Raw genomic sequence first — 26,094 nt, forward strand, 5'->3', positions numbered from 1 at the left:
CTCACCACCGAGGCCGGATCGCTCAACGACCAGGCCGCCCGCTTCGATACCGGCGCGCGCAGGCAGGAGTTCCGTCTCTCCTCCGTCGCCTGACGTCTCCGACGCTCCTTTCTGCGCCCGCGAGTCCAGCCGGATCCGCGGGCGCAGCTTTATCGGCGGTCAAGACGGTTGCAGCCTGCCCATCGGCAATGGCACAGGCGAAATGGAGAAGATGAAGCGGCGCGGGACATTGCTGTTCCCGGCCGTGTCGAAACTGCAGGATGATCCAGCGCATGACGATCCATGGAGCGATAGAGGCCGGCGGCACCAAGTTCGTCTGCGCCGTGGGCGCCGCCGAAACGGGCTCGCTCCGCACGGCCACGATTGCCACGCGCGATCCCGACAGCACTTTCGCCGAAGTGGCGGCCTTCTTCGAGGATGCCGCCGATCTGGGCCCGGTTTCGGGGATCGGCATCGCCAGCTTCGGGCCCGTGGGCGTCGATCCGGCCTCGCCCGATTACGGCAGGATCCTGGCGACTCCCAAGCCGGGCTGGGAAGGGACCGACCTGCTCGCCCGCGTCCGCGCATTCCGCGATGTCCCGCTTGCCATCGACACTGACGTCAATGCCGCGGCATTGGCCGAAGTCGCAGCGGTGGGCGGTGACTTGCGCCAGCTTGCCTATGTCACGGTCGGCACCGGGATCGGCGTCGGGCTGGTCAGCGAGGGCAGGGCGGTCCACGGCATCGGCCATCCCGAGGCCGGCCATATCCTGGTCCGCCGCCATCCCGCGCATGGGGATTTCGCCGGAACCTGCCCCTTCCATGGCGACTGCCTGGAAGGCCTTGCCGCCGGACCCGCCGTCAGCGCGGCATGGGGCTCTCCCGCTTCGGAGCTGCCGGCCGATCATCCCTTCTGGGCGGTGGAAGCCGACTATCTTGCGCAGCTCTGCATGACGCTGTTCCTGACGATGGCGCCGGAGCGCATCGTCATGGGCGGCGGGGTGATGAAGCAGGAGCGGCTGCTGCCGCTGATCCGGGCGCGAACCGCTGAACTGCTGGGCGGCTATGTCCAGGGCGCGCGCGACATGGCGGCGATGGAGCAGCGGATCGTCGGCCCCGCCTGCCGTGAGCCCTCGGGCCTTGTCGGCGCTTTCCTGCTGGCGGAACGGGCCGCGCGCCACCATGCCGGCACGGCCAGCCGCGCTTGAAGCCAGCCGCGCTTGAAGCTTGGCGAGCTGGGCCTCAGGCCGTGCGGGAGGTAAGCAGCGCCGCTCCGAAGCCGACGAAGATCGATCCGGTGACGCGGTTGAACAGCCGCTTCACCGAGGGCTTGCGCAAGTGGGTGGAAAGCGATCCGCCCGCCAGCGCGTAAGTGCAGTACCAGAGCATTTCGATCACCGCGAACGTACCGACGAGCAGGGCGAACTGCGGTGCCTTGGGCTCGGCGGGATTGATGAACTGGGGGAAGAAGGCCGCTGCGAACAGCAGCAGCTTGGGGTTGCTGATGGCGATCGTGAAGCCGCCGCGGAACAGTGCGGCGGGCGAACTGCGGCGGGTCAGCCCTTCGTCGACCACGGTTTCGGCAGAGACTTTCGCACGCCAGGACTTGATGCCGAGATAGACGAGGTAGGCGACGCCGAAGTAGCGCAGCACCTCGAAGGCACCGGGGATCGCCTTGAGCAGGGCGGTCAGGCCCGCGGCCGAGGCGGCGAGGACCAGCGTGATGGCCAGCATGCAGCCCGCCATGGCCGCCATGCTGCGGCGGAAGCCGAATTCCACGCTCCGCGTCATGACGTGAAGCATGTTCGGTCCGGGCGTGCCGGAAAGTAGGAAAACGGCGAAGGCGTAAAGCCACCATGTCTGGAATGTCATAATTCGTCTCTGCAGGTTTGTCCGTTTCGCGTAGGCCCGGGGGCGGGGGATCGCAATGGTCTTGGTGATCCGCGCTTGCGCCCTTGCCGCGTATCGGCGGCGCGGACTTCGCGCTGGCGGCCCGACGGATTGGCGATGCGGGGCGCCTTGGCAACTGCGCGCGAACGCCGGTTCGCGCGCGGAGGCTTCGGCGGCTCAGACCGCTTCGATCAGGAGCGTGTCGATGGTGAAGGAACCGTCAGGTTCAATCTCGAAGTGCGCCGATACCTCGCTGCTCGCGGCCAACTGGAGCGCGCGGATGGCGGCGATCTGGGCGGGCGGGGTCTGCATGCGGCCGGTCCAGTCGGCGAAGTCCATACGCAGGCGCGCGCTGGTCATCCGGGTGACGGCAAAGCCAGCGCCGCCCAGCATGGCCAGCCATTGCGCCGCGGAATAGTCACGAACGTGCGAGAGATCGCGCAGCAGTTCGACTGCCTGGAGATGCGTGTCCGCCGCGGGATCGGCCGGTGCGACCACGTCCATGAATATGGCCGGGCTGTTCGGCGCGAGCACGCGGCGCGCCTCGCGCAGGCCCGCCTCCGCGCCGCGCCAGTGATGGGTCGAGAAACGGCAGGCGAGGAAGTCGAAGGTGCCGTCGGCAAAAGGCAGCGCCTCGGCAGCAGCGGGCTGAACGGCGATATTGGCGAGGCTGCGGCGCTCCGCTTCGGCGGACACCACTTCCAGCATTCTCGGCGCCAGATCGCAGGCGGTCACTTTTCCGGCATGCGGTGCCATGGCGTACCCGGCGTGGCCGCCGCCTGCGCCGAGGTCCAGCGCATGGGCGGGCCGCGCTTCTCGCGCCCGCTCGGCAATGCGGTCGAGATCGGCGCCGGCGGCGTGGACCTTGCTGGTGACATAGGCGGCGGCCGTGGCGCCGAACTGGCGGTCCACCAGCGCATGCCGGCTGGGTTTGGTCTGGTCTTCAGTCATGGGTTTCTCCTTGCGAAGCCCCGATCGGCGCAACTATAGCCTGTTACAATGAACATTGTTATCCTGTTATAAAGGCTACCATGCGGAACGAGGAGCAAAGACGGCTGCTGGGCGCTTTCGTCCGCACGCGGCGCGAGAGCATGACGCCCGAGGGACACGACCGGCGCCGCCGCACGCCCGGTCTGCGGCGCGAGGAGCTTGCAGCCCGCGCGGCCATCGGCACCACCTGGGTGGCCTGGATCGAGCAGGGCCGCGACGTGCGTCCCTCCGCCGAAACACTGGCGCGACTGGCCTCCGGGCTGAGCCTGTCGGCGGCCGAGCGCGACTATCTTTTCTCTCTCGCCGGGCGGCACGATCCGGTCGATCCCTTTGCCGATGCAGGGCAGGCGGCTCCGCCGGCCATCGCCGCCCTGGTGGGGGAGATCGCGTGGCCGTGCTATGCACTCGACCCGGCATGGACGCTCTGCGCCGCGAATCCGGCCGCCCGGCAGCTGTTCGTGGGGCTGTTCGAGGACGAGCCCGCGCCGAACCTGCTGCGCTATGTCTTCACGCACCCGGCCGCACGCGCGCTTCTGCCCGACTGGAACGCCCGCGCCGGGCGCTTGCTCGCGGAGTTCCGGCGCGACTACAGCCACGGCCTGGCAGATCCGCGCGTGCAGGGCGTGGTCCAGTGGCTGCAGGAACAGAGCCCCGAGTTCCGGGAGTCGTGGAACGCGCAGACGGTGCTGGCGCGGGAGGGCGGAACGCGAAGTTTTCGCCACCCCGATCGGGGCCTGCTGCATTTTACCCAGCATACGCTGGCAGACGTGGAGCGTGGCGATTTCCGGGTCGTCTTCCTGCAACCCGCGGAAACGCGCGGCTGAATCGCCTCGCCACTAGGCCGGCGGCGATACGGACCAGCAACAATCATGAAATCGATTCATGAGAGTATTCCGTTCAGCGCATTTTTCTATCGCCGAGAGGGTCGTTAGGGGCTTAACTATTCCAGCAGGATTTCCCGTCCGTTTCCGCTGCCCCGGCAGAGGAGGGTCGCAGCGGCGGGGACTCAACCAAAAAATGATTCGGAGAGGAATTCGCCTGTCCGGTGCGCGTGTCCGCGTGCCGGGCGGCCTATGGAGTTCTCGATGCTAGGTATCGTCAAGACCGCGCTGCACCGCCCCCTGACATTCATCGTCATGGCCATCATCATCGCCATCGGCGGCTTGCTGGCGGCCTTCCGCACGCCGGTCGACATCTTTCCCGAAATCAAGGTGCCGGTCATCGCGGTGGCCTGGACCTATTCGGGTCTCGCCCCGCAGGACATGACGGATCGCATCATCACGCCATACGAGCGCGTGCTGACGACGACCGTCAACGATATCGAACATATCGAGAGCCAGTCGTTCCAGGGCATGGGGATCGTCAAGATCTACTTCCAGCCCGGCGCGGACATCCGCACCGCCACGGCGCAGGTCACCTCGGTTTCGCAGACGGTGCTGCGCCAGATGCCGCCCGGCATCACGCCGCCGCTGATCCTGAACTACAGCGCCTCTACCGTGCCGATCCTCCAGCTGGCATTGTCCGGCGAGGGGATGACCGAGCAGCAGCTCTTCGACATCGGCCAGAACCAGATCCGCACCGGCCTCGTCACCATTCCGGGCCTGGCCATGCCGTTCCCCTCGGGCGGCCGCCAGCGCCAGGTCCAGATCGACCTCGATCCGCAGGCGCTCCAGTCCAAGGGCCTTTCCGCGGTCGACGTGGGCAACGCCATTGCCGCGCAGAACCAGATCAACCCGGCGGGCTTCGTCAAGATCGGCGCCACCCAGTACTCGGTGCGCCTGAACAACACCCCGGATTCGATCGCGGCGCTCAATGACTTGCCGGTCAAGGTCGTGAACGGCGCCACCATCTACATGCGCGACGTGGCCTTCGTGCGCGACGGCAGCGCCCAGCAGCAGAACGTCGTCCATGTGGAAGGTCGCCGCTCGGCCCTGCTGACCGTGCTCAAGAACGGCGCCACGTCCACTCTTTCGATCGTCGACGGCGTGAAGTCGGCCCTGCCCAAGATCGCCGAGACCCTGCCGGACAATCTCAAGATCCTGCCGGTGGGCGACCAGTCGCTCTTCGTGAAGGCGGCGGTCAACGGCGTGATCCACGAAGGCGCCATTGCCGCCGCGCTGACCTCGCTGATGATCCTGCTGTTCCTGGGATCCTGGCGCTCGACGGTGATCATCGCGCTGTCGATCCCGCTGGCGGTGCTGGCCGCGATCGCCATGCTGGCGGTCTTCGGGCAGACCCTGAACGTGATGACGCTGGGCGGATTGGCGCTGGCGGTCGGCATCCTCGTCGACGACGCGACCGTGACCATCGAGAACATCAACTGGCACCTCGAACAGGGCAAGGGCGTGATGGAGGCGATCCTCGACGGCGCCGCCCAGATCGTCACCCCGGCCTTCGTCTCGCTGCTCTGCATCTGCATCGTCTTCGTGCCGATGTTCTTCCTGCCGGGCGTCGCAGGCTACCTGTTCGTGCCGATGGCGCTTTCGGTGGTCTTCGCGATGATCGCCTCGTTCATCCTGTCGCGCACCCTGGTGCCGACCATGGCGATGTACCTGTTGAAGCCGCACGCCCCGCATGGTGAGAATTCGCACAATGCCGGCGCGCCGGATTCGCGCAATCCGCTGGTCCGTTTCCAGCGCGGTTTCGAAGCCCGCTTCGAGAAGCTGCGCGACGGCTATCTCGGCCTGCTGCACCGGGCGCTTCAGGGGCAGCGGACTTTCATGATCGGCTTCCTGGCGGTCGTCGTCATCTCGTTCGGACTGATGCCTTTCCTGGGCAGCAATTTCTTCCCCACCGTCGATTCCGGCCAGATCGCCATGCACGTCCGCGTGCCGGTCGGCACCCGCATCGACGAGACGGCGCTGCGCTTCGAACGCATCGGCGCGCAAGTGCGGCAGATGATCCCCGCGGCCGAAGTGGCCTCGATCACCGACAATATCGGCCTGCCGGTCAGCTCCATCAACACCGTCTACAACAACAGCGGCACCATCGGTCCGCAGGACGGCGACATGCTGATCACGCTGAACAAGGGCCATGCCCCGACCGACGGCTATGTCGAGCGGCTGCGCCGCGAACTGCCGCGCGCGTTCCCCGGCACCCAGTTCTCGTTCCTGCCGGCCGACATCACCAGCCAGATCCTGAACTTCGGTTCGCCTTCGCCGATCGACGTGCAGATCGCCGGCAAGGACCTGGCCGCCTCGCGCGTCTATGCGCGCAAGCTCATGGCCAAGCTGACGCGCATCCCCGGCCTTGCCGACATGCGCCTCCAGCAGCCGGCGAATTCGCCGCAGCTCGACGTCGACGTCGATCGCGCCCGCGCCGGTCAATATGGCCTCACCGAAAAGGACGTGACCACCAGCCTCGGCAACTCGCTGGCAGGAACCTCGCAGACCGCGCCGGTGTTCTTCGTGAATCCCGACAACGGCGTGCAATATGCCGTGGTGGCGCAGGCACCGGAATATGCGGTGGATTCCATGAGCAAGCTGTCGAACCTGCCGGTTTCAGGGGCCGCCGCCGGTACCCGCCCGCAGCCGCTCGGCGCGCTGGCCACGCTGACCCGCTCGACCACGGCCCCGGTCGTCTCGCACTACAACATCGCGCCGGTGATCGACATCTACGGCACGCCGCAGGGCCGTGACCTCGGCGCCGTGGCAGGCGACGTGCAGCGCGCGATCGACTCGCTCAAGGCCGAGGCGCCCAAGGGCTCGACGATCACCATCCGCGGCCAGTACCAGACGATGAACACCGCCTTCTCCGGCCTCGGCTGGGGGCTGCTGGCAGCGGTCGTGCTGATCTACCTGCTGATCGTGGTCAACTTCCAGTCCTGGCTCGATCCCTTCGTCATCATCACCGCGCTGCCGGCCGCCCTGGCAGGGATCGTGTGGATGCTGTTCGCGACCGGAACCACGCTGTCGGTCCCGGCCCTGACAGGCGCGATCATGTGCATGGGCGTGGCCACGGCCAATTCGATCCTGGTCGTCAGCTTCGCGCGCGAGAAGCTCGCGGAAAGCGGCGACGCGGTGAAGGCGGCCATGGAGGCTGGCCTCGTCCGCTTCCGTCCGGTGCTCATGACCGCGCTGGCGATGATCATCGGCATGGGCCCGATGGCACTCGGCCTCGGCGAGGGCGGCGAGCAGAACGCTCCGCTCGGCCGCGCCGTCGTCGGCGGCCTGATCTGCGCCACTATCGCAACCCTTCTTTTCGTTCCCACCGTCTTCGCCTTCGTCCACGGCCGTCGCCGCGAGAAGGCCGCCCCCCAGGAAGTGCAGGCCGCCCATGCATGATTCGACCTCTGAACCTGCTCACCAGTCCACCGGACCGGAGAGCCGCACCCTCAAGCGCGTCGGAATCGGCGCCGCGGTGATCGCGCTGGCAGTGGTCGGCGCGGGCATCGCCAGCCGCCTGAGCGCCACGCGCGATCTGGAAGTCGTGGCCGAAGACGCGGCGGTGCCCACCGTCGCGGTCGTCTCTCCGGCCGGCGCGGCCGATGCCGGCGGCCTTGCGCTGCCCGGCACCGCCCAGGCATTCAACAGCGCGGCGATCTATGCCCGCACCAACGGCTACGTGCGCAGCTGGCAGGCCGACATCGGCGACAAGGTGGGGGCCGGGCAGACCCTGGCCGTGCTCGATGCACCGGAAGTGGATCAGCAGCTGGCGCAGGCCAAGGCCGACTATCAGACCGCGCTGGCCAACCAGCGCCTTGCCGCCACGACCTCCAAGCGCTGGAGCGCCATGCTCAAGCAGGACGCGGTCTCGCAGCAGGAAGTGGACGAGAAGGCCGGTGACCTCGCCGCCAAGACCGCCCTTGCCAATGCCGCGCTCGCCAGCGTGCGCGAGCTTGAGGCCACGCGCGGCTTCACCCGGCTCTCCGCGCCGTTCGCAGGTATCGTGACCAGCCGTTCGGCGCAGATCGGCGCGCTTGTCGTGGCCGGCAATGCCGCTGCGCAGCCGCTGTTCACCGTCTCCGACGTCCACCGCATGCGCGTCTATGTCCGCGTGCCGCAGATATACTCGGCGCAAGTCAAGCAGGGCGTCGGCGTCGACCTGAGCTTGCCCGAATATCCGGGCCGCACGTTCCCCGGCACCGTCACTCGCAGCGCCGGGGCCGTCGATGCCCAGTCCGGCGCCGTGCTCGTGGAAGTGCAGGCGGACAACAGCGAAGGCGCGCTCAAGCCGGGCGCTTTCGTCCAGGCCCACTTCGACGTGGCAGGCGGCGTGCAGGGCCTGACCCTGCCGGGCAGCACGATCCTCTACACCGACAAGGGCCCGAGCGTGGCCGTCGTCGGCGCCAACAACCGCGTGACGGTGCGCCCGGTCACCATCGCCCGCGATCTGGGCAAGACGGTGGTGGTCTCGGTCGGCGTCAAGCAGGGCGAGCGGGTGGTGGACAGCCCGCCGGATTCGATGCGCAGCGGGGACGCGGTGAAGATCCAGAAGCCTGCAGCTCCTGCCGATGCCAAGGGCGCGGCCCATGGCGGCTAGGTTCGGCGCAGCCGCTGCGCTGCTGCTTGCGGGGTGCTCGATGGCCGGGTGCTCCATGGCGCCCGACTATCACGCGCCCGAAACCGCTGCTCCGCCCGCTTTCCGCGAGGTTGCGGGCTGGTCGCAGGCCGCCCCGCGCGATGCCGAGGCCCGCGGCGACTGGTGGACGATGTTCGGCGATCCCACGCTGGACGATCTGGAAAAGCGCGCAGAGACCGCCAGCCCCACGCTGGCCGCCGCGCTCGCCCGCTACGACCAGGCCCGCGCCGCTGCCGGTGTCACCGCGTCGGACCTCTATCCCACGGTCGGCGTCAGCGGCGAAGCCTCGCGCGATCGCGTCTCGGCGGGCCGGCCGCTGTCGACCGGCTCGGCACGGACCTACAACGACTATGTGGTCGGCGGCAGCCTGTCCTACGAACTCGACCTCTGGGGCCGGGTGCGCAATTCGGTGAAGGCAGCTGATGCGGAAGCGGTCGCTACCGGCGGGGATCTCGCCTCGGCGCGGCTCAGCCTGCAGGCTTCGGTGGCGGACGCCTATCTGCGTCTGCGCGGGCTGGATGCACAGGCAGACCTGTTGAACCGCTCGGTGGAGGCGTTCGAACGGGCGCTGAAGCTTACCGATACGCGCCATTCGGGCGGTATCGCCTCGGGCATCGACGTCAACCGCGCCCGCACCGTGCTCGGCAATGCCCGCGCCCAAGTCTCGGCCGTCGCCAACGAACGCGCGGCGACCGAGCATGAACTGGCCGCGCTGATCGGGCTGACGCCGGCCGAGTTCTCCCTGCCGATGCGGAGCGAGCCGCTCGACGTGCCGGGCGTTTCCGTGGGCGTGCCGTCGGAGCTGCTCCAGCGCCGTCCCGACATCGCGGCGGCAGAGCGCCGGGTCTTTGCCGCCAATGCCCGTATCGGCGTGGCGAAAGCGGCATGGTTCCCGTCGATCGGCCTCGGCGCGGCAGGGGGCTGGCAGACGACGCATGGCGATCTGCTGAAGACGCCCAACACGTTCTGGTCGCTCGGCCCGGTCTCGGCATTGCTGACGCTGTTCGACGGCGGCGCGCGCAAGTCGCAGGTCAAGATGTCGCGTGCGGAGTACGAGGAAGTGGCGGCGAACTATCGCTCCATCGTGCTGGGCGCGTTCCAGGACGTGGAGGATGCGATCGCGGCCATGCATCACCTCGAAAACCAGGCCGGCGCGCAGAGCGAGGCGGCCCAGGCGGCCAGGCGCACCAGCGAGATCGCGCTCTCGCGCTACCGCGACGGCGCGGCGGACTATCTCGAAGTGGTGACGGCGCAGACCGACGCGCTGGACGCGCAGCGTTCGTGGATCAGCGTCCAGACCTCGCGAATGCGGGCCAATGTGGCTTACGTCCGCGCCATGGGCGGGATGAGCTAGGGCTCACACTGCTCAGACGACGATTGAAGTGCAAGGAAATGCGCCCGTGCCGGAAGGAACGGGCGCCTTTCCTTGCATCAGGCCGCTGCGGGTTGCAGCCCGGCCGTGCGCGAGACGATATCCGCCGCAATGCGGATCGGATCCTCGCCGGCGATGAAGGGGGTGCCGTCGGGCTTCCAATCGAGGCCGCCGATCGAATAGCGCATCCGCTCCTTCTGCCAGGCCACGTAGGCGCGGTGATCGGCGAAGGCCTGGTCGATCGCGGCGATCGGGTCGGCATCGGGCGTGACGACATCCCCGAAGTGCCACATGGCGTAGTCCTCGCAGTCCTGCCAGTCGGCGCCATGGGCATTGACGAAGAGGCAGGCGCGCGGGCGGATCAGGAACTCGTAGACCTGGCTGCTGACATCGCCCAGGTAGAGATCCGCACCGCAGGTATACGTCATGTCGTTGCAGCGCGGCGAGCCCAGGTCGACGATCACTTGACCCGGCACGGCCAGCGCTTCCCATTCGCGGCGCTGGCGCGCGGACCAGCGGGCGGCCATGCGGACGTGCGGCGCGACGACCAGGTTGTAGCGGCCGTCCCTGACCACGGCCTCGATCAGTTTCCGGGCGAAAGCGTCGAAGGAATTGAGCTTCCTGGTGAAGTGCGGGTTGTAAAGGATCGTCTTGCGCCCGTTCGCGAACAGCGGCGCGCGGTCGATCCCCGTTCGCAGCATCGCGGCGAGCTTGATCGGGCCGGCGGCCGTGCAGCGTTCCGGGGTGACGAGACCGGCCTCCAGCAGGCGGTCGCGGTCCTTGGCGCCGGCCACGATGACGTGGTCGAACAGCTCGAAGCGCTTCTCGAAACCGACGGCGCGGTCTCCGGCACCATGAGGGATGTGCACGAGCGGCGGACACTGCTTCCACAGCCGCGGCAGGATCGTCGAGGTCCGCTCGGCGCAGAGGATCAGTTCGGCATCGCGCAGCAGCGGCGACCAGTAGAGCAGGCGGGCCAGCTTGCGCGCGAAGCCCGGAACGATCGCGCCGAGTGCTGCCGGAAGGCGCATCTCCACCAGGGCCGGCAGCGGCAGCCCCATGCCGGCGGCAAGATCGCGCACTGCGCGGGCATCGGCGGCCTTGGGCACGAAGATCTTCACCGTGCCCGGATGGCGCCGCTCCAGTTCGCAGGCCACCGGGACGATATGGGGCAACTGATGCGCGCCGCCGATCGCCAGGACATGGATGAGGCCGGGCTTCGCGCCCCGCAGCGTGGTGGCGGGTGGCGGCATGGGAACGTGCGAGGGGGCTGCAATCAAAGCGGACATCCTGCCCCCATGCGCGATTTCCGTCGCGGGATGATTGCGGAAACATTTGGATTTGCCCATCTTGCCGCGCCGACCCCGCTCTCGACGGCGCGGCCTCGTGCCGGTACGAGCACGATTCCCGTCCTTAATCCCGCCCGGACACGAACAATGCAGATACTGCTGGTCGAAGACGATGAAAGCCTGGCCGCCCATGTCGCGGCAGGGCTTCGCGAGGCCGGGCATGTCGTGGAACATTGCGCGGATGGGCGCGAGGGCCTGGTCCAGGCGACTTGCGAAATCTACGACGTGATCGTGCTGGACCGCATGCTCCCTTCGCTCGACGGGCTCAAGCTGCTGGCGGCGCTGCGGGCGACGGAGAACGCCACGCCGGTGCTGATCGTCAGTGCGCTGGGCGATGTGGACGAGCGCGTGCGCGGCCTGCGGGCGGGCGGGGACGACTACATGGCCAAGCCTTTCGCCCTGTCCGAACTGCTCGCCCGGGTCGAGAGCCTGGGCAGGCGCGGCGCGGCGGTTGCGGAGCCGAGCGACCATTTGCGGGTGGCGGACCTGGAGATCGACCTTGTCGCCCATGTCGTCTCGCGCGCCGGGCGGCGGATCAACCTGACCCTGCGGGAACTGCGAATCCTGGCCTATCTGGCGCGCAATGCCGGGCGGGTGGTGACGCGGTCCATGCTGCTGGAGAACGTCTGGGACTACAATTTCGACCCCCAGACCAATATCATCGACCAGCATATCTCGAAGCTGCGGCAGAAGATCGCGCGGGAGGACGAGGCGCCGCTGATCCATACGATCAGGGGGCTCGGCTATGTCATGCGCCCCGAATGACCGCGGCCTGATACCGGGATGATGCGGCCATGACCCGCCTTTTTCGCAGCCTGTCGTTCCGTCTGGCGCTGACCTATGCGCTGCTGTTCAGCCTGTCCGTCGGCCTGCTGTTCGGCGCGGGGTACTGGTGGCGGGTGGTGCGGCCGATGGCGGACGTGCGGGCCACGGTGGAGGCCGAGGCGGGCGAGGTGGCGCGGATCTATCGCAAGTCGGGGATCGCTGCGGCCCGCGCGGCGCTGGACCGGCGCGCGCATACCGCTGCGGCGCGCGTGCCCTTCCATGTGCTGGTGGCGCCCGATGGCGAGATCGTGGCCGCCAATCTGCCGAGCTGGCCGCCGCGGCCGGCGCGGGATCTTTCGGTGATCGAGGCGGACAAGTTCGTCGACGGGTTCGAGATCGACCATTCCGCTTTCGTCCGCGATCGGGCCATGCCGGACGGCGCGCGTGTGATCGTGGGGCGCGACGTGCAGGACATCGTCGATGACGAGGACCTTCTGCGCACCGGCGCTCTCTGGATGCTCTTCGGCTCGCTGGCGCTGGGCATAACCGGCGGCTGGCTGATGAGCCAGGCCATCGGCAAGCGGATCGAGGCGGTGGTGAACACCGCGCTCCAGGTGATGGAGGGGGACTTGTCCGGCCGTGTCCCGGTGCGCGGCACGCGCGACGATTTCGACCGGCTCTGCGCGACGCTCAACCTGATGCTGTCGCGGATCGAGACCCTGTTCGAGGCGGTGCGGCGCGTGTCCGACAATGTCGCGCACGAGCTGCGCACCCCGCTGGCGCGTCTGGCGGGCAAGCTGGAAGTGCTGGAACACGATCTTGGCGAGGACTTCAGAGGCGATCCCGCCGCGCGGCAGGCGGTGGCCGAAGCCATCGTCGAGGCCAACCGGCTGCGGGCGATCTTCGCAGCCCTGATCCGCATCTCGCGGCTGGAAGGCGGCCGGGCGACGGTGCATCTTCAGCGCACCGACGTCGTGCAACTGCTGGAAGACGTGGTGGAATTCTACCAGCCCGAGGCCGAGCGGCGCGGTATCGATCTGGTGCTCGACGCGCGGCGGCCGCTGGTGGCGGATCTCGATCTGGACATGGTGTTCCAGGCGATGTCCAACTTGCTCGACAATGCCCTGAAGCATGTGCCGGACGGCAGCCGCGTCGATGTGCGGGCCGGGCGGCAGGGCGCTGAGCTTCTGCTGGCCGTGGCGGACAACGGGCCGGGCCTGTCCCCCGCCGATCTTGCGCGGGTGACCGAGCCGTTCTACCGCGCCGAGGGTTCGGCGGGGATCCCCGGTGAAGGGCTTGGGCTCAGCATGGTCGCCGCGATCGCGCAAGTTCACGGGGCGAGGGTTGTCTTCAGCGACAATCGTCCGGGCCTGAGCGTGGTGCTGCGCTTTCCCGTCAGGCCGTTATAGCATGCCGCTGCAGGGCCATCTCCCACCCGCCAAGCGACGTGCTTGATGCTTTAAAAAAATATACGATATATAATCTGTTCATTTTCAGGCTAGCCAGATCGGTTTCGATATTACAGACCAAATGCAAACGACGAGAGCGAGCATGATGGCAAACAAGAGGCCGGGCATGGAATCAGGCGAGGCCGGCGAAGCGCTTCCGCTGTTGAGCGGGCGCCTGCATCATGCAGTGGCCCAGAGACTGGCCACGCATGTCGTCAATGGCGACTATCCTCCGGGGCACGTATTCCCGGCCGAAGTGGAGCATGCCGAACTGCTCGGCGTCTCGCGCTCGGTCCTGCGCGAGGCGTTTCGCATGTTGACGGCGAAAGGCCTGGTCAGCAGCAGGCCCAAGGCAGGGACTCGCGTGAACGAGCGGCGCAAGTGGAACCTGCTCGATCCCGATGTGCTCTCCTGGCAGATCCAGTGCGGCGCCAGTGACGAATTCCTGCGCGACTTGTTCGAACTGCGCATGGTGGTGGAGCCGCAAGCAGCGGAAATGGCTGCCCTGCGGCGAGACGAGCGGCAATTGCTGGACATGGCCAACGCGCTGGATTCCATGGAGCGCTATACCCTCACCAGCCCCAAGGGCCGGGCGGCGGACATCCGCTTCCACGAACTGCTGATGGAGGCCACCCGCAACGAGATGCTGCTGGCGCTGTCGAACTCGATCTCGACCGCCATCGCCTCGACGACGGCGATCAAGCACGGCATGCAGGACAGCCCGCGCGATCCCATGCCAGAGCATCACGCGCTCTATGCCCAGATCGCCGAGGGCAATCCTGCAAAGGCCCGCAAGGCGATGATCACGCTGATCGAACTCGCCCATGCCGATACCCAAGTGGCGCTGCGCCGCTGAAGTCGTGACGGAATTGCTGCAAAGAAAGGATTGACTCCAGACCCCCTCGTTCTATCAATACCGTATACGATATTCGATAGGGGTTTTAAAATGCAGGCCAATCGGCGCGAATGGATGGCTGGCGTGGCGGCGCTGGCTATTTGCTCTGTCCCTCTCAAGGGCTTTGCGGCCGTCGTCGCTCCCAAGCTGCCGATCAAGGCGAAGCCGCTGCCGCTGACCGACGTGCGCCTGGCGCCGTCGGACTATGCCACGGCGGTGAACGTCAATGTCGACTACCTGATGTCGCTCAGCCCCGATCGCTTCCTGCACAACTTCCGCAAGTACGCCGGGCTGGAGCCCAAGGCGCCGATCTACGGCGGCTGGGAATCCGATACCATCGCCGGCCATACGCTGGGCCACTACATGACCGCGCTGGTGCTGACCTGGCAGCAGACGGGCAACCCCGAATGCCGCCGCCGCGCCGACTATATCGTCGACGAACTGGCGCTGTGCCAGGCGCAGCGCCAGGACGGCTACATCGGTGCGCTCGGCCGCAAGACCAAGGACGGCAAGGTCGTCGACGGGCAGGAAATCTTCCCCGAGGTCATGCGCGGCGAGATCAAGTCCGGCGGGTTCGACCTCAACGGATCGTGGTCGCCGCTCTACACCGTGCACAAGTACTTCGCGGGCCTGCTCGATATCCATTCGGCCTGGGGCAATGCCAAGGCGCTGGAAGTGGTCATCGGCCTCGGCGGGTACTTCGAGAAGGTCTTCGCCGCGCTTGACGACAAGCAGATGCAGGAACTTCTGGGCTGCGAATATGGCGGCCTCAACGAAAGCTATGCCGAACTCTACGCGCAGACCGGCGACCTGCGCTGGCTGAAGGTGGCGGAACGCATCTACGACAAGAAGGTGCTCGACCCGCTGGTGGCGCAGGAGGACAAGCTCTCCAACTTCCACGCCAATACCCAGGTGCCCAAGCTGATCGGCCTGGCGCGCATCCACGAGCTGACCGGCAAGGACGAGCCGGGCCGCGCCGCGCGCTTCTTCTGGGAACGCGTGACCCAGCACCACAGCTACGTGATCGGTGGCAATGCCGACCGCGAGTATTTCTTCGAGCCCGATACCGTCGCGCTGCACCTCACGGAATCCACCTGCGAGCATTGCAACACCTACAACATGCTCAAGCTGACCCGTCAGCTCTACGCGTGGCAGCCGGACGGCGCGCTGTTCGACTATTACGAACGCGCGCACCTCAACCACGTCATGTCGGCGCAGAACCCCGAGACGGGCGGCTTCACGTACATGACCCCGATGATGAGCGGCGCCCCGCGCGGCTATTCGGGCCCGGGCGAGGAAGCCTTCTGGTGCTGCGTCGGCTCGGGCATGGAAAGCCATTCCAAGCACGGCGATTCCATTTTCTGGGAAGGCGATGATACCTTCTTCGTTAACCTCTACATCCCCTCGACCGGGCAATGGAAGGCCAAGGGCGCGGCCTTCACCATCGCCACCGAATATCCCTTCAAGTCGGACGTGAAGATCACGCTGGACGCGGTGAAGCAGGGCAAGTTCGCCGTGGCGCTGCGCATTCCGGGCTGGTCGAACGGCAAGGCTACCATCACCGTCAACGGCGCTCCGGTGCCCGCCACGCCGGTCGGCGGCTATGCCGTGATCGACCGCCGCTGGAAGAAGGGCGACGTGATCGCGCTCAACCTGCCGCTGGAACTGCGCCTCGAAACCGCGCAGGGTTCGCAGGACGTCGTGGCCGTCGTTCGCGGCCCGATGGTCATGGCCGCCGATCTCGGCCCGGCCGAAATGGAGTTCACCGGGGTGGAGCCCGCGATGGTGGGCGACAACCCGCTGGCCGCCTTCGCGCCGATGGTCTCGGACCGTCCGCGTTACCAGACCACTGGCATTATCCGTCCGGGCGACCGCATGTTCGCGCCGTTCTACAGCCAGTACGACCGCCGCAGCGCCGTCTACTTCAAGCGCTTCACCGAAAGCGGCTGGAAGACGGAAGAAGCCGCGTTCCTGGCCGAACAGGCACGCCAGAAGGACCTCGCCGCCCGCTCGATCGATGTGATGCACCTGGGCGAAATGCAGCCCGAGCGCGACCACGAGCTGACCTCGGAAATCTCCTATCCGGTCTCCTATCGTGGCCGCAATGGACGCGATGCCCGCTCGGGTGGCTTCTTCGAATTCAAGATGAAGGTGAAGCCCGGCCCGCTGCTGCTTCAGGCGAGCTATTGGGGCAGCGAGCGTTCGCGGGTGTTCGACATCCTGGTCGATAACGTGAAGATCGCCACCCAGAAGCTCGACAACGATGCGGCGGGCAAGTTCTTCGATGTCGATTATCCGCTGCCCGAGGCGCTCACCAAGGGCAAGAGCAGCGTGAAGGTGCGCTTCGTGCCGCATGATCGCAGCTCGGCCGGGCCAGTCTTCGGCGTGCGCCTGTTTACCGAGAAGAAGTGAGCCTATCCTTGAGTGAAGACGTTGCCCTGACGATAGCCGAGGCGGACGACCTCGCCCGCACGGTGCTCGAAGCCTGGGGCCTTGCGCCCGATCATGCCGCCGCGGTCGCCCACACCATGGTGTCGGGCGAGCGGGACGGCTGCACCTCGCACGGGCTTTACCGCCTCCTCGTCGCCGCCAATTCGGTCGAGCGCGGGGTCGTGGTGCCCGATGCCGTGCCCGAAGTGAGCGAGCCTGCCCAGGCGCTGGTGCGCGTGGACGGGAAGGGCGGCTTCGCCCAGCTTCCCTTCGAGCGCGGCATGCCGCTCTTGGTCGAGAAGGCACGGAAGTTCGGCATCGCCGCCATGGCGCTGAACAATGTCGTCCACTTTGCCGCGCTCTGGCCCGAGGTCGAGGCGCTGGCTGAGCAGGGGCTCGTCGCCTTTGCCTTCACGCCAAGCCATTCGTGGGTGGCGCCTGCGGGCGGGACCAAGCCGGTGTTCGGCACCAATCCGATCGCGTTCGGTTGGCCGCGTCCAGATCGCGCGCCTTTCGTGTTCGACTTTGCCACCAGCGCGGTGGCGCGCGGCGAGATCGAACTGCACCGCCGCGCGGGCAAGGAAATTCCGCTCGACTGGGGCTATGACGCGGAGGGTAATCCGTCGAGCGATGCCAAGGCCGTGCTCGACGGCGCCATGCGCACCTTCGGCGGCCACAAGGGCTCGGCGCTCGCGGCGATGGTCGAACTGCTGGCAGGTCCGCTGATCGGCGACATGACCAGCGCGGAATCGATGGCGGCCGATCAGGACCGCGGCGGCTCTCCCATCGGCGGCGAATTCATCATCGCCATTGATCCTGCAGGCTTCCTGGGCGCGGGTGTGGAGGAGCATCTGCGCCGCGCCGAAGCCATGTTCGACATGATCGAAGGGCAGGGCGCACGCCTGCCGGGATCGCGCCGTCTGATCGCGCGCGCGCGATCCGACAAGGAGGGGCTGCGCATTCCGGCGAAGCTCCACCAGGACATTCTCGAGGTTCTCGAAAGGGGAAATGACGTGAAGAATTCGGTTGGCCGGGCCATGTTGCTGGCCGGCGCCGCTCTGGCCGCCTCGCCCTCCATGGTTGCCGCCGCTCCTGCCGCCCAGCATGCCGGGAAGCAGACCGCCGACCAAGCGTTCGAGGCGGTCTACACGGCGGAATATACCTGGCGCCAGAGCCAGTTCGCGCCCTGCGAGGACACACCCAAGGACTGCAAGGTCACCCTGCCCGACCTCGGCCCCAAGGCGCAGGCCGAACGCCTCGCGCGCTGGGAGCAGGTGGAAGGCCAGCTTGCCGCCATCGACCAGAAGCAGCTTTCGCCCGCCAACCGCGTGAACTTCGCCGTCTACAAGGGCCAGGTCGACGCGCTCCTCGCCTCGCAGCGGTTCCGCGACTACGAGAAGCCGTTCAACGCCGACACCAGCTTCTGGGGCGATCTGGCCGACTGGGCGCGCAACCCGGTCAAGGACCAGGCCGCCGCCGAGAACTACCTGGCGATGCTGCGCGAGATCCCGCGCTATTACGACCAGCAGATCGAGAACATGCGCGCGGGCCTGAAGCGCGGCTTCACCGGCCCGCAAGTGACGTTGACCGGACGTGACAAGGGCATCGAGCTGGTGGTCCAGGCCAAGACGGCGGAAGCCTCGCCGTTCTATGAGCCGCTGCGCAAGCTGCCTTCGACGATCGCTGCCGCCGAGCAGGAAAAGCTGCGCGCCGAGGCCCGCACGCTCATTTCCGGCGGCGTCGTGCCGGCCCATGCCAAGCTGCTCACCTTCATGCGCAGCGAATACGAGGTCGGCGCGCGCAAGTCGCTGGCGGCCTACGACCTGCCGGACGGCAAGGCCTATTACCAGTCGAAGATCGCCGAGTTCGTCACGCTCGACAGGACGCCGGAGCAGATCCACCAGATCGGCCTCAGCGAAATGGCGCGCATCCGTTCCCAGATGGCCGAAGTGATGCAGCAGGTGGAGTTCAAGGGCGACCTCAAGGCGTTCCTGCACTTCCTGCGCACCGATCCGCAGTTCTATCCCAAGACCCCGAACGAGCTGCTCTATCGCGCCGCCTGGATCGCCAAGACCTTCGACGGCAAGGCGGACCAGTTCTTCGGCCACATGCCGCGCAGCCGCTTTGCCATCAAGCCGGTGCCGGACGACGTTGCGCCCTTCTATACCGGCGGCCGCGGCGGCCCGGGTATCTATCTGGTCAACACCTACGACCTGCCCAGCCGCCCGTTCTACTCGCAGATCGCGCTGACGCTGCACGAATCCGCGCCGGGTCATGCCATGCAGATGCCGCTGGCGATGGAGAACAAGGACCTGCCGGCCTTCCGCCGCGACAGCTACCTCTCGGCCTACGGCGAAGGCTGGGCGCTCTATTGCGAGGCGCTGGGCGAGGACATGGGCATGTACGAAACGCCCTATGACCGCTTCGGCATGCTCAGCTACCAGGCCTGGCGCGCTTCGCGCCTGGTGGTCGATACCGGTATCCACGCCATGGGCTGGACCCGCGAACAGGCTCAGCAATACTTGCGTGACAACACGGCGCTTTCCGATCACGAGATCGAGACCGAGGTGGATCGGTACATCTCCTGGCCTGGGCAGGCCCTGTCCTACTACATGGGCCAGCTCGCCTTCGTGGACGCGCGCAAGAAGGCGGAGACCGCGCTCGGTCCCAAGTTCAATATCCGCGCCTTCCATGACGCCGTGCTGGAACTGGGCGGCGTGCCGCTACCGCTGATCGACCAGCGCGTGGACCAGCTCATCAAGGATGGCGGCAAGGGCCCTTATCCGGACGAGGAATAAGCCGAGGACCGCCGCGCTCACACGGCGCGGCGGTCGACTCGCAAAGATTGCCGGTCTGTTTCGCTTCGCACATGCAAAATTGCGTTTTACGCAATATCGGATTGCGGTTTGAATTTTCGCGGCACCGAGCCGATTTTTGCCGTTCCCAACCGTATAGGCAGCCGGGTTTGTCCGGCCGAACCGTCCCGTCTTTCTTCATGAAGGGGATAACGGTGCAAGGGGCAGGGAGCTCACTTTGCCCGGTTTGCACGATCAAGCTTGCTTTAGCGTCAATTGCGACGCTTTGCCGAGAATGGCGGCGCTGGGCGCGACATCTCTACAGCCGCACCAGCTCCAATTGCGCAATATGCAACCCAAAGCGAAGTGCTTGCATTTGCAGCAAGCGTAAGTTGGGATCACATAGCGGGAATGTTGCAATGCAGCACTGCGCTGCACGCCCCAAAGGTATTCCCGATGTTCTCGCTTGTTTCGCTCTATTTCGCCTATCGCCGTGATGTCGTCATGGCCGAACGCCACATCCCCGCGCTGGCGCAGGCCACTGCCCAGGCCGAAACGCCTGCGGCGACCGAAGCCGAAGCTCCTGCCGCCGCACGCGAACTGCCTCTCGCTGCCTGATCGCGCAGCTTGATCCGGCGTATTGCGCCGATCAGGCGCGATGGTCGGAAATGGCTTCGCCGCCCTGTTCCTCTTCGAACAGGAGCGCCACGTCGCCCGCGGCCGAGAGGCGGACCTGTCCGTCCGACACCGCAGCGACCAGTCCGCCCGGGATGTAGTGGTGGTGGCTGCCGTGGGAGCCGCTGTCGGCCTTGGTCATCTTGATCCGGTCGCCCTCGACATGATCGACGGTGCCGATGTGGACGCCGTCGGCGCCGATGATTTCCATGTGTTCGGCGATTGCGCTGAGATCTGCCATGTGAACTTCCTTTTCAGTGACGAGCTTGTCGGACGCGAGCTGGTCGGACATGGAAGCAGAACGCGGGCGGAAGCGCGATATATCCCCGCCGGCCGACCGTTCGGCCCGCGCAGGGCGCCATTCCTCGCGCGCCGCCTGCGCTGCGCTTAGCGGCTCCCCGCGAAGGCCCAGCGAATGGCGCCGGCCATGGCGCGGGTTCCGGCCAGTGCGGGAATGGCCGAGAGGCCGGGCCGCTGCAGTTCCAGCATCGTGCGGGCAAAGGGCGGCAGCAGGTCGACGGCCGCCGCGCCCAACGCGCGCATGGCGGTGCCGGGCCGCCGTGCTCCCTCTCCCTCCAGCAGGAACGCGGCAACCTCGCGGGCTGACGCGCTGCCGCGCAGGTCCTGGCGCATTTCCGACATCAGCGCCGCCGCTTCCGCGCGATCGCGTGGGACCGGCGCGGCGCCCAGCATCTCGGCGACCACGGCGCTCTGCTCGAAATAGCGGTCCTGCGCCTCGGGTGGCATCGCGGGGTTGCCGTAGGCGAGATAGGCTTCGAGGAAGCTGGTCGCTTCTGCCAGATGCACCCAGGCGAGCACACGCGGATCGGTGGCCGAATAAGGCGTGCCGTCTGGCAGGGTCCCCATGACGCGCGAATGGATGGCGTTCACCACCCCGACCACGCGTGCCGCCTCGTCTCGGTGGCCATAGGTGGTCACGGCGATGAAGCGCGCGGTGCGGCGCAGGCGGCCTTCCACGTCTTCCCGGAAATCGGAATGGTCCAGCACCCCCTGAAGTGCGGCCGGATGCAGCATCTGCAGCAGGAGGGCGCGCATGCCGCCCACCATCATCGCCACGACATCGGCATGAACCATGCGGATGGGGCTGTCCGGTTCGAATAGGGCATGCCGGGAGGGCACGACGGGCGTTTCGCCCTTGCTGCGATCGTTGAACACGGCGCGAACCTGCCGCACGAGCAAGTTGCGCAGGGCCTGGGTGGGCCCGGGAATCCTCAGCGCGGCCATGGGGTGACTGTGCCCCAATTCGCCGCGCCGGAACAGAGGCTCAACGCACCGTGAAGCTGTAGCTGCCCGTGGCACCGTCGCGATCGGCGCCGGCGGCATGCCAGGTCAGGAGGTAAGTGCCGGCCGGCAAGGCGCGGGGCAGAGCGGCGGCGATCCTGCGGTCTTCGACCTTCACCGGGAAGCCCTTGATCGGCATCGGCTGATGGTGGGCCATGCCGGGCATCGCGGTCATGACAAGGTCCAGTCCCGAGAGCGGCGCGTCGAGCGCTTCGGAGAACGTCAGGGTCAGGACAGTCGGCTTGGTCACGGCGGCATCGGCAGCGGGATCGGCGGCGACGAGGGCGGGGCGGGCGAATGCCGCGGGTGCCAGCCCGGCCGCGCCAAGGGCAAGGTGCAGGGCCAGGACTGATCGCAAGGAAAGCGGGAATGCAGGAAAACGCATGAAAGCTCCGATAAGGGTGCCGGGCGATGCTGCTTGCTCCGGCTTGCCTGAAACCATACGCAGGGCCTCAGCCGATCCCTTGCGCGCTCGGCAGGAATTTTTACCCGCGGCCTTCAAGGGATGCGCTACGCCCGTGCGTATCGCGAGCAGAAGGTTGGAAATGGAACCGGGCCGATGAACGAACTCGACGACATGCTGGCGCGGCTGCGCCGGGAATCCGTGCCCGCGGCGCTCGGCGGGCTGGAGGGGCCGGTCATGGCAGGCCTGGCCGCCGGACGGGAGCGACTGTCGGCGCGGCGCGGCTTCGTGCTGGCCTGCGGCGTGGCGGCGGTGGTCGGGCTCTGGGGCGGCTTGTCGATGCCGCTGGCACCGACGCAGCATCGCCATGCCCATGTCGAACCGCTGCTGGGCATGCCGGCGGCTGCTCCTTCGCACTTGCTGGCCTCCTGATCGTGCGGCAGGCCTATCGCTACGGGCTTGTCGCCCTGCTGTCCTTCCTGGTGGCGCTGGCCGCCTTGTGGATCGGCCAGAAGCTGCGCGCCGATGCGCCGGACGAAAGCCGCATTCACGCCTTGCTCCACGGCGAACTCGATCTGGACGCTGGCCAGAAGCGCCGGATAGACGGATTGGAGCAGGATTTCGCCGGGCGGCGGAAGCAGCTCGAAGGCGAATTGACGGCTGCCAACGCCGATCTCGCCCGCGCCATCGCACATGAACATGCCTATGGCCCGGACGTGGAGAAAGCGGTCGACCGTTCGCACGTCGCGATGGGCGAATTGCAGAAAGCCACGCTCCGGCACGTCTTTGCCATGCGCGCGGTGCTGCGCGCCGACCAGACCGCTCGCTTCGACCGGGCCGTCGCCCAGGCATTGACCACCGCGCCGCAGGACTGACCCGGCGTGTCCGGGGCAGCCAGGCAAGCGGTCCGCTGGGAGGCCGAAGCGGCCGCGGCGGCGCTGGCCGGGCGGCAGGCCGGTTTTTCCGCGCTGATGGAGGGGCACCGCGACGCGGTGTTCCGCATGGTGCGCGGCCATCTGGGCAATGAGGCCGATGCGCTCGACGTGACGCAGGAGAGCTTCGTCGCCGCCTTCCTGGCGCTGCGCCGTTACGATCCGGCGCGTCCGTTTCGCGGGTGGATCCTGCGCATCGCCCTCAACAAATGCCACGACTGGGCGCGCCGGCGCAAAGTGCGGCGCTTCTTCGCCTTCGCCCTGCCGATCGAGGCGGCGGCCGGCCTTGTCGACCCGGCGCCCGGCCCGGAGGAAACGCTCTCTTCCCAGCGCGCGGTGGAGCGCATTCACGCTGCCGTTGCCGCACTGCCCGATGCCCTGAAGGAGCCGTTGCTGCTCTGCGCCGTGGAGGGGCTTTCTCAGGAAGAGGCCGCCGCGATCCTGGGCATCAGCCGCAAGGCCGTGGAAACGCGGATCTACCGCGCGCGGCAGAAATTGTCGTTTCTGTCCGAGGGATAGCGCGCCGCGCCGCGTATCGGGTGCATGTCGCTCCACGATAGTCAGTTTCGCCTCCTGCTGGAACGCAGGCGTTTTCTCGCTCTCGGCGGTGCCGTGGCCGGAACGCTCGGCATGTTTCCCGCCTGGGCGCGCAGCGGGACGGCCGGACTGGCTCACGCCCGCGCGGGATCGGAAGTGCTCTTCGGAGACAGCATTGCGCTGGAGATCGGCGAGAGCCACTTCACCACCGGAGGCCGCTCTGCCCATGCCGTGACCGTGAACGGCACGCTGCCCGCGCCGCTGCTGCGCCTGCGGGAAGGCCGCAAGGTGCGGATCGCCGTCACCAATCGCCTGAAGGTGCAAAGTTCGATCCACTGGCACGGTCTGCTCGTACCGTTTCAGATGGACGGCGTTCCCGGCGTCAGTTTTCCCGGCATCGAACCGGGCGAGACTTTCCTCTACGAGTTCCCGCTCACCCATTCCGGCACGTTCTGGTACCATTCGCACTCCGGCATGCAGGAAGCCGAAGGGCTGTTCGGACCCATCGTGATCGATCCTGCGGGCGTCGATCCGCTGGCTTGCGACCGCGAGCATGTGCTGGTGCTGTCGGACTGGAGCCCGATCCATCCGCACGAGCAGATGCGCCGGCTCAAGATGCAGGGCGGCTATTTCAACCGGCAGAGGCAGACGCTTTCGGGCCTGCTGGCCGGGCGGGACCAAACCCTGGCCGAGCGGCTCGCCTGGGCGCAGATGCGGATGGACGCCACTGACATTTCGGACGTGACCGGCTCCACTTACAGCTTCCTCATCAACGGCCACGGCCATGCCGAGAACTGGACCGGGCTCTTCGCGCCGGGCGAAAGAGTGCGCCTGCGCGTCATCAATGCCTCTTCGATGACCAATTTCAATTTCCGCATTCCCGGCCTGCCGCTGACCGTGGTGGCGGCGGACGGCAATCCCGTGCAGCCGGTCGAGACCGACGAAGTCCAGATCGCCATTGCCGAGACCTACGATTTCATCGTCGAGCCGGGGACGGCCCCAAGCCATGCCATCGTGGCGGAGGCGATAGACCGTTCCGGCCTCGTCCGCGCCACGCTGGCGCAGCGGCCGGGCCTGGTGGCCGAGGCGCCGAAGCTGCGCGCCCGCCCGGTGCTCACCATGCGCGACATGGGTATGGATATGTCCGGCATGGACATGGGAGCCGGCGGCGTCATCGACCTTAGTCAGCCGGCGTCCGGCGAAATGACCGGCCACATGGAGGGTCACTCGATGTCGATGCGCGACCCGTCCGCCGCGCCGGGCGTGAAGATGGGCCCGGGGGTCGCGATGCTGTCGCCGATGCCGGTGGACCGGCTGGCTGATCGGCCGACCGGGCTGGAAACGGTGGAACACCGCGTCCTGACATATGCGCAGCTGCGCGCACGCGACGCCAATCCCGATCCGCGCACGCCGAGCCGCCAGATCGACGTCCACCTCACCGCCAACATGGAGCGCTACATGTGGTCCATGGACGGCGAGGCTATGTCGGAAAACCCGGCGCCGATCCCGTTCCGTCTGGGTGAACGCGTGCGCGTCAACCTGGTCAACGACACGATGATGCCGCACCCCATCCACCTGCACGGCCATTTCTTCGAACTCGTCAGCGGAGAGCCGGGGCAACGGGCGCGCAAGCATACCGTCAACGTGCTGCCCGGCGGCAAGGTCTCCTTCGACCTCACGGCCGACGGCGAGGGAGACTGGGCCTTCCATTGCCACATGCTGCTCCACATGCACGCAGGGATGATGCGCGTCGTGACGGTACGCAGGGCGGAGGAAGCCTGATGACGAGGCGCTTCCCGATCCTTGCCGCGCTGTTGTTGCCCGGTGCCATGCTGGCGCTGGAGGCGAAGGCGCAGGAAACCGATGCGACAGCACCGCAGGCCGAACGACATGCCGGAAGCGATCATGGCTCCATGGATCATGCGCAGATGGACATGAGCGCGCGTGAGATGAACGGAATTGATCACGCCGGGCATGCCATGCCCGGAGCCGACGCCTCCGACGAACCGGGCGATGCTCCGCCGCCACCGGTGCCTGCCGATTTTCCCGCCGATCGCTTCTTCCCGCCTGCGCGCATGGCGGTGTCCCGTGCGGCAATGGTGAAGGAAATGACGTTCAGCACATTCGCGCTTCAGGTCGATCAGCTCGAATGGCGCTCGGGCAAGGGCGGCGACGGCTTCGGTTGGGAAGGGCAGGCCTGGTACGGGGGCGATATCGACCGCGTGGTGCTGGCCAGCGAGGGTGAAGGTCTGTTCGGCGAACGGGCCGAGCGCATCGAACTGGGCGCCTATTGGCGTCATGCGCTGGACCCATGGTTCAATCTGCAACTGGGTATGCGGCAGGACTTCCGGCCCGATCCGAGGCGCACTTACGCCTTGCTCGGCGTCGAGGGACTGGCGCCTTACTGGTTCGAACTGGAAGGCCAGCTGCTGGTCTCGAACAAGGGCGACATCCACGCGCGCGGCAAGGCGGGCTATACCCAGCGGATCACTCAGTCGCTGGTGCTCGAGCCCGAAGCCGAAGTGGATTTCGCCTTCCAGGACGTGCCGGAACTGAATGTGGGCGCTGGTTTCGAACGGCTCGAACTGGGCTTGAGGCTGCGCTACGAGCGCAATCGTTCCCTGGCACCCTATGTGGGCGTGAACTGGGAGCGCAAGCTGGGCGGGACTGCCGATTTCGCGCGTGCCGCGGGCGAGGGCGTCTCGGGCGTTTCGGCGGTCTTCGGCGCGCGCGCGATGTTCTGACAGGCGCCGTCGCTACTTTTTGCGCGCTGTTCGACATGGGACGGCACTCCCGGTCTTTTCAGGTGTTG

22 protein-coding genes are annotated in these 26,094 nt (G+C 67.1%); 16 read left to right on the plus strand and 6 right to left on the minus strand.

The window, feature by feature from the left end; all coding sequences use genetic code 11:
- Positions 1 to 272: 272 nt before the first annotated feature.
- Positions 273 to 1,187, plus strand: a complete 915-nt coding sequence (locus tag EDF57_RS23470; RefSeq protein ID WP_134096111.1) for an ROK family protein — start codon at positions 273 to 275, stop codon at positions 1,185 to 1,187.
- Positions 1,188 to 1,221: 34 nt separating this feature from the next.
- Here EDF57_RS23470 and EDF57_RS23475 read toward each other — a convergent pair whose 3' ends face one another.
- Both EDF57_RS23475 and EDF57_RS23480 read right to left on the minus strand, forming a co-directional pair.
- Positions 1,222 to 1,851: a LysE family translocator gene (locus EDF57_RS23475; RefSeq protein ID WP_132269285.1), complete on the minus strand. Its 630-nt coding sequence runs from the start codon at positions 1,849 to 1,851 to the stop codon at positions 1,222 to 1,224.
- A gap of 195 nt (positions 1,852 to 2,046) precedes the next feature.
- Positions 2,047 to 2,820 carry a class I SAM-dependent methyltransferase gene (locus tag EDF57_RS23480; RefSeq protein ID WP_134096112.1) on the minus strand — a complete coding sequence of 258 codons (774 nt, stop codon included), beginning with the start codon at positions 2,818 to 2,820 and terminating at the stop codon, positions 2,047 to 2,049.
- An 80-nt stretch (positions 2,821 to 2,900) separates the two neighbouring features.
- On the opposite strand from EDF57_RS23480, the gene EDF57_RS23485 reads away from it, so the two are divergent.
- The 4 genes from EDF57_RS23485 to EDF57_RS23500 all read left to right on the plus strand — a co-directional run bounded on the left by EDF57_RS23485 (position 2,901) and on the right by EDF57_RS23500 (position 9,733).
- A complete protein-coding gene (locus tag EDF57_RS23485) occupies positions 2,901 to 3,683 on the plus strand; it encodes a helix-turn-helix transcriptional regulator (protein WP_134096113.1) in 783 nt (260 codons plus the stop codon).
- A 261-nt stretch (positions 3,684 to 3,944) separates the two neighbouring features.
- Complete coding sequence (locus EDF57_RS23490; protein ID WP_132269291.1) at positions 3,945 to 7,142, plus strand: efflux RND transporter permease subunit; 3,198 nt, start codon at positions 3,945 to 3,947, stop codon at positions 7,140 to 7,142.
- Positions 7,135 to 8,340 carry an efflux RND transporter periplasmic adaptor subunit gene (locus EDF57_RS23495; protein ID WP_132269292.1) on the plus strand — a complete coding sequence of 402 codons (1,206 nt, stop codon included), beginning with the start codon at positions 7,135 to 7,137 and terminating at the stop codon, positions 8,338 to 8,340. The genes EDF57_RS23490 and EDF57_RS23495 overlap by 8 nt, the downstream gene beginning before the upstream one ends.
- Entirely contained in the window at positions 8,330 to 9,733 is a 1,404-nt protein-coding gene (locus EDF57_RS23500) for an efflux transporter outer membrane subunit (RefSeq protein ID WP_134096114.1), read from the plus strand. Before EDF57_RS23495 ends, EDF57_RS23500 begins: the two co-directional genes overlap by 11 nt.
- A gap of 77 nt (positions 9,734 to 9,810) precedes the next feature.
- On the opposite strand, the gene EDF57_RS23505 is transcribed toward EDF57_RS23500, so the two are convergent.
- Positions 9,811 to 11,004 carry a glycosyl transferase gene (locus EDF57_RS23505; protein WP_134096115.1) on the minus strand — a complete coding sequence of 398 codons (1,194 nt, stop codon included), beginning with the start codon at positions 11,002 to 11,004 and terminating at the stop codon, positions 9,811 to 9,813.
- Positions 11,005 to 11,187: 183 nt separating this feature from the next.
- Between EDF57_RS23505 and EDF57_RS23510 the strand changes: the two genes are divergently transcribed.
- From EDF57_RS23510 to EDF57_RS25670, 6 genes are all read left to right on the plus strand, one after another.
- Positions 11,188 to 11,865, plus strand: a complete 678-nt coding sequence (locus EDF57_RS23510; RefSeq protein WP_134096116.1) for a response regulator transcription factor — start codon at positions 11,188 to 11,190, stop codon at positions 11,863 to 11,865.
- A gap of 29 nt (positions 11,866 to 11,894) precedes the next feature.
- Complete coding sequence (locus EDF57_RS23515; RefSeq protein WP_134096117.1) at positions 11,895 to 13,274, plus strand: HAMP domain-containing sensor histidine kinase; 1,380 nt, start codon at positions 11,895 to 11,897, stop codon at positions 13,272 to 13,274.
- A 145-nt stretch (positions 13,275 to 13,419) separates the two neighbouring features.
- A complete protein-coding gene (locus tag EDF57_RS23520) occupies positions 13,420 to 14,169 on the plus strand; it encodes a FadR/GntR family transcriptional regulator (protein WP_243841259.1) in 750 nt (249 codons plus the stop codon).
- A gap of 90 nt (positions 14,170 to 14,259) precedes the next feature.
- Entirely contained in the window at positions 14,260 to 16,620 is a 2,361-nt protein-coding gene (locus EDF57_RS23525) for a glycoside hydrolase family 127 protein (RefSeq protein ID WP_243841260.1), read from the plus strand.
- Positions 16,621 to 16,628: 8 nt separating this feature from the next.
- Positions 16,629 to 19,436, plus strand: a complete 2,808-nt coding sequence (locus EDF57_RS26110; RefSeq protein ID WP_243841261.1) for a DUF885 family protein — start codon at positions 16,629 to 16,631, stop codon at positions 19,434 to 19,436.
- Positions 19,437 to 19,889: 453 nt separating this feature from the next.
- On the plus strand, positions 19,890 to 20,051 hold the full coding sequence (locus EDF57_RS25670) for a hypothetical protein (RefSeq protein ID WP_165921515.1): 162 nt from the start codon (positions 19,890 to 19,892) through the stop codon (positions 20,049 to 20,051).
- A 31-nt stretch (positions 20,052 to 20,082) separates the two neighbouring features.
- On the opposite strand, the gene EDF57_RS23535 is transcribed toward EDF57_RS25670, so the two are convergent.
- From EDF57_RS23535 to EDF57_RS23545, 3 genes are all read right to left on the minus strand, one after another.
- The gene (locus tag EDF57_RS23535) at positions 20,083 to 20,349 is read right to left on the minus strand and encodes a DUF2171 domain-containing protein (RefSeq protein WP_132269302.1); all 267 of its coding nucleotides are present in this window, start codon (positions 20,347 to 20,349) and stop codon (positions 20,083 to 20,085) included.
- Positions 20,350 to 20,495: 146 nt separating this feature from the next.
- Positions 20,496 to 21,353 (minus strand): oxygenase MpaB family protein, encoded by an 858-nt coding sequence (locus tag EDF57_RS23540; protein ID WP_134096119.1) that lies wholly within the window; start codon positions 21,351 to 21,353, stop codon positions 20,496 to 20,498.
- A 40-nt stretch (positions 21,354 to 21,393) separates the two neighbouring features.
- Positions 21,394 to 21,795 (minus strand): copper resistance protein CopC, encoded by a 402-nt coding sequence (locus tag EDF57_RS23545; RefSeq protein ID WP_132269304.1) that lies wholly within the window; start codon positions 21,793 to 21,795, stop codon positions 21,394 to 21,396.
- Positions 21,796 to 21,969: 174 nt separating this feature from the next.
- On the opposite strand from EDF57_RS23545, the gene EDF57_RS26115 reads away from it, so the two are divergent.
- Genes EDF57_RS26115 through EDF57_RS23570 form a run of 5 tightly spaced genes read left to right on the plus strand, consistent with a single transcriptional unit; the run spans position 21,970 to position 26,026 of the window.
- Complete coding sequence (locus tag EDF57_RS26115; protein ID WP_134096120.1) at positions 21,970 to 22,245, plus strand: hypothetical protein; 276 nt, start codon at positions 21,970 to 21,972, stop codon at positions 22,243 to 22,245.
- 2 nt (positions 22,246 to 22,247) lie between these two features.
- Positions 22,248 to 22,688: a periplasmic heavy metal sensor gene (locus EDF57_RS26120; protein ID WP_132269308.1), complete on the plus strand. Its 441-nt coding sequence runs from the start codon at positions 22,248 to 22,250 to the stop codon at positions 22,686 to 22,688.
- Between the two features lie 6 nt (positions 22,689 to 22,694).
- On the plus strand, positions 22,695 to 23,264 hold the full coding sequence (locus tag EDF57_RS23560) for an RNA polymerase sigma factor (RefSeq protein ID WP_243841262.1): 570 nt from the start codon (positions 22,695 to 22,697) through the stop codon (positions 23,262 to 23,264).
- 24 nt (positions 23,265 to 23,288) lie between these two features.
- On the plus strand, positions 23,289 to 25,064 hold the full coding sequence (locus EDF57_RS23565; protein WP_134096121.1) for a copper resistance system multicopper oxidase: 1,776 nt from the start codon (positions 23,289 to 23,291) through the stop codon (positions 25,062 to 25,064).
- The gene (locus tag EDF57_RS23570) at positions 25,064 to 26,026 is read left to right on the plus strand and encodes a copper resistance protein B (protein WP_134096122.1); all 963 of its coding nucleotides are present in this window, start codon (positions 25,064 to 25,066) and stop codon (positions 26,024 to 26,026) included. Before EDF57_RS23565 ends, EDF57_RS23570 begins: the two co-directional genes overlap by 1 nt.
- Positions 26,027 to 26,094 lie beyond the last annotated feature (68 nt).

The sequence above is a fragment of the Novosphingobium sp. PhB55 genome (assembly GCF_004368805.1).
Taxonomy (GTDB): domain Bacteria; phylum Pseudomonadota; class Alphaproteobacteria; order Sphingomonadales; family Sphingomonadaceae; genus Novosphingobium.

Bases quoted from the DNA above. Each gene is read 5' to 3' on its own strand.
- EDF57_RS26115 (WP_134096120.1), top strand. From the start codon at position 21,970: ATGAACGAACTCGACGACATGCTGGCGCGGCTGCGCCGGGAATCCGTG.
- EDF57_RS23495 (WP_132269292.1), top strand. From the start codon at position 7,135: ATGCATGATTCGACCTCTGAACCTGCTCACCAGTCCACCGGACCGGAG.
- EDF57_RS23485 (WP_134096113.1), top strand. From the start codon at position 2,901: ATGCGGAACGAGGAGCAAAGACGGCTGCTGGGCGCTTTCGTCCGCACG.
- EDF57_RS23535 (WP_132269302.1), bottom strand. From the start codon at position 20,349: ATGGCAGATCTCAGCGCAATCGCCGAACACATGGAAATCATCGGCGCC.
- EDF57_RS23545 (WP_132269304.1), bottom strand. From the start codon at position 21,795: ATGCGTTTTCCTGCATTCCCGCTTTCCTTGCGATCAGTCCTGGCCCTG.
- EDF57_RS23475 (WP_132269285.1), bottom strand. From the start codon at position 1,851: ATGACATTCCAGACATGGTGGCTTTACGCCTTCGCCGTTTTCCTACTT.
- EDF57_RS23525 (WP_243841260.1), top strand. From the start codon at position 14,260: ATGCAGGCCAATCGGCGCGAATGGATGGCTGGCGTGGCGGCGCTGGCT.
- EDF57_RS23510 (WP_134096116.1), top strand. From the start codon at position 11,188: ATGCAGATACTGCTGGTCGAAGACGATGAAAGCCTGGCCGCCCATGTC.
- EDF57_RS23540 (WP_134096119.1), bottom strand. From the start codon at position 21,353: ATGGCCGCGCTGAGGATTCCCGGGCCCACCCAGGCCCTGCGCAACTTG.
- EDF57_RS23520 (WP_243841259.1), top strand. From the start codon at position 13,420: ATGGCAAACAAGAGGCCGGGCATGGAATCAGGCGAGGCCGGCGAAGCG.
- EDF57_RS23490 (WP_132269291.1), top strand. From the start codon at position 3,945: ATGCTAGGTATCGTCAAGACCGCGCTGCACCGCCCCCTGACATTCATC.
- EDF57_RS23480 (WP_134096112.1), bottom strand. From the start codon at position 2,820: ATGACTGAAGACCAGACCAAACCCAGCCGGCATGCGCTGGTGGACCGC.
- EDF57_RS23470 (WP_134096111.1), top strand. From the start codon at position 273: ATGACGATCCATGGAGCGATAGAGGCCGGCGGCACCAAGTTCGTCTGC.
- EDF57_RS23565 (WP_134096121.1), top strand. From the start codon at position 23,289: ATGTCGCTCCACGATAGTCAGTTTCGCCTCCTGCTGGAACGCAGGCGT.
- EDF57_RS23570 (WP_134096122.1), top strand. From the start codon at position 25,064: ATGACGAGGCGCTTCCCGATCCTTGCCGCGCTGTTGTTGCCCGGTGCC.
- EDF57_RS25670 (WP_165921515.1), top strand. From the start codon at position 19,890: ATGTTCTCGCTTGTTTCGCTCTATTTCGCCTATCGCCGTGATGTCGTC.
- EDF57_RS23500 (WP_134096114.1), top strand. From the start codon at position 8,330: ATGGCGGCTAGGTTCGGCGCAGCCGCTGCGCTGCTGCTTGCGGGGTGC.
- EDF57_RS23505 (WP_134096115.1), bottom strand. From the start codon at position 11,004: ATGCCGCCACCCGCCACCACGCTGCGGGGCGCGAAGCCCGGCCTCATC.
- EDF57_RS23515 (WP_134096117.1), top strand. From the start codon at position 11,895: ATGACCCGCCTTTTTCGCAGCCTGTCGTTCCGTCTGGCGCTGACCTAT.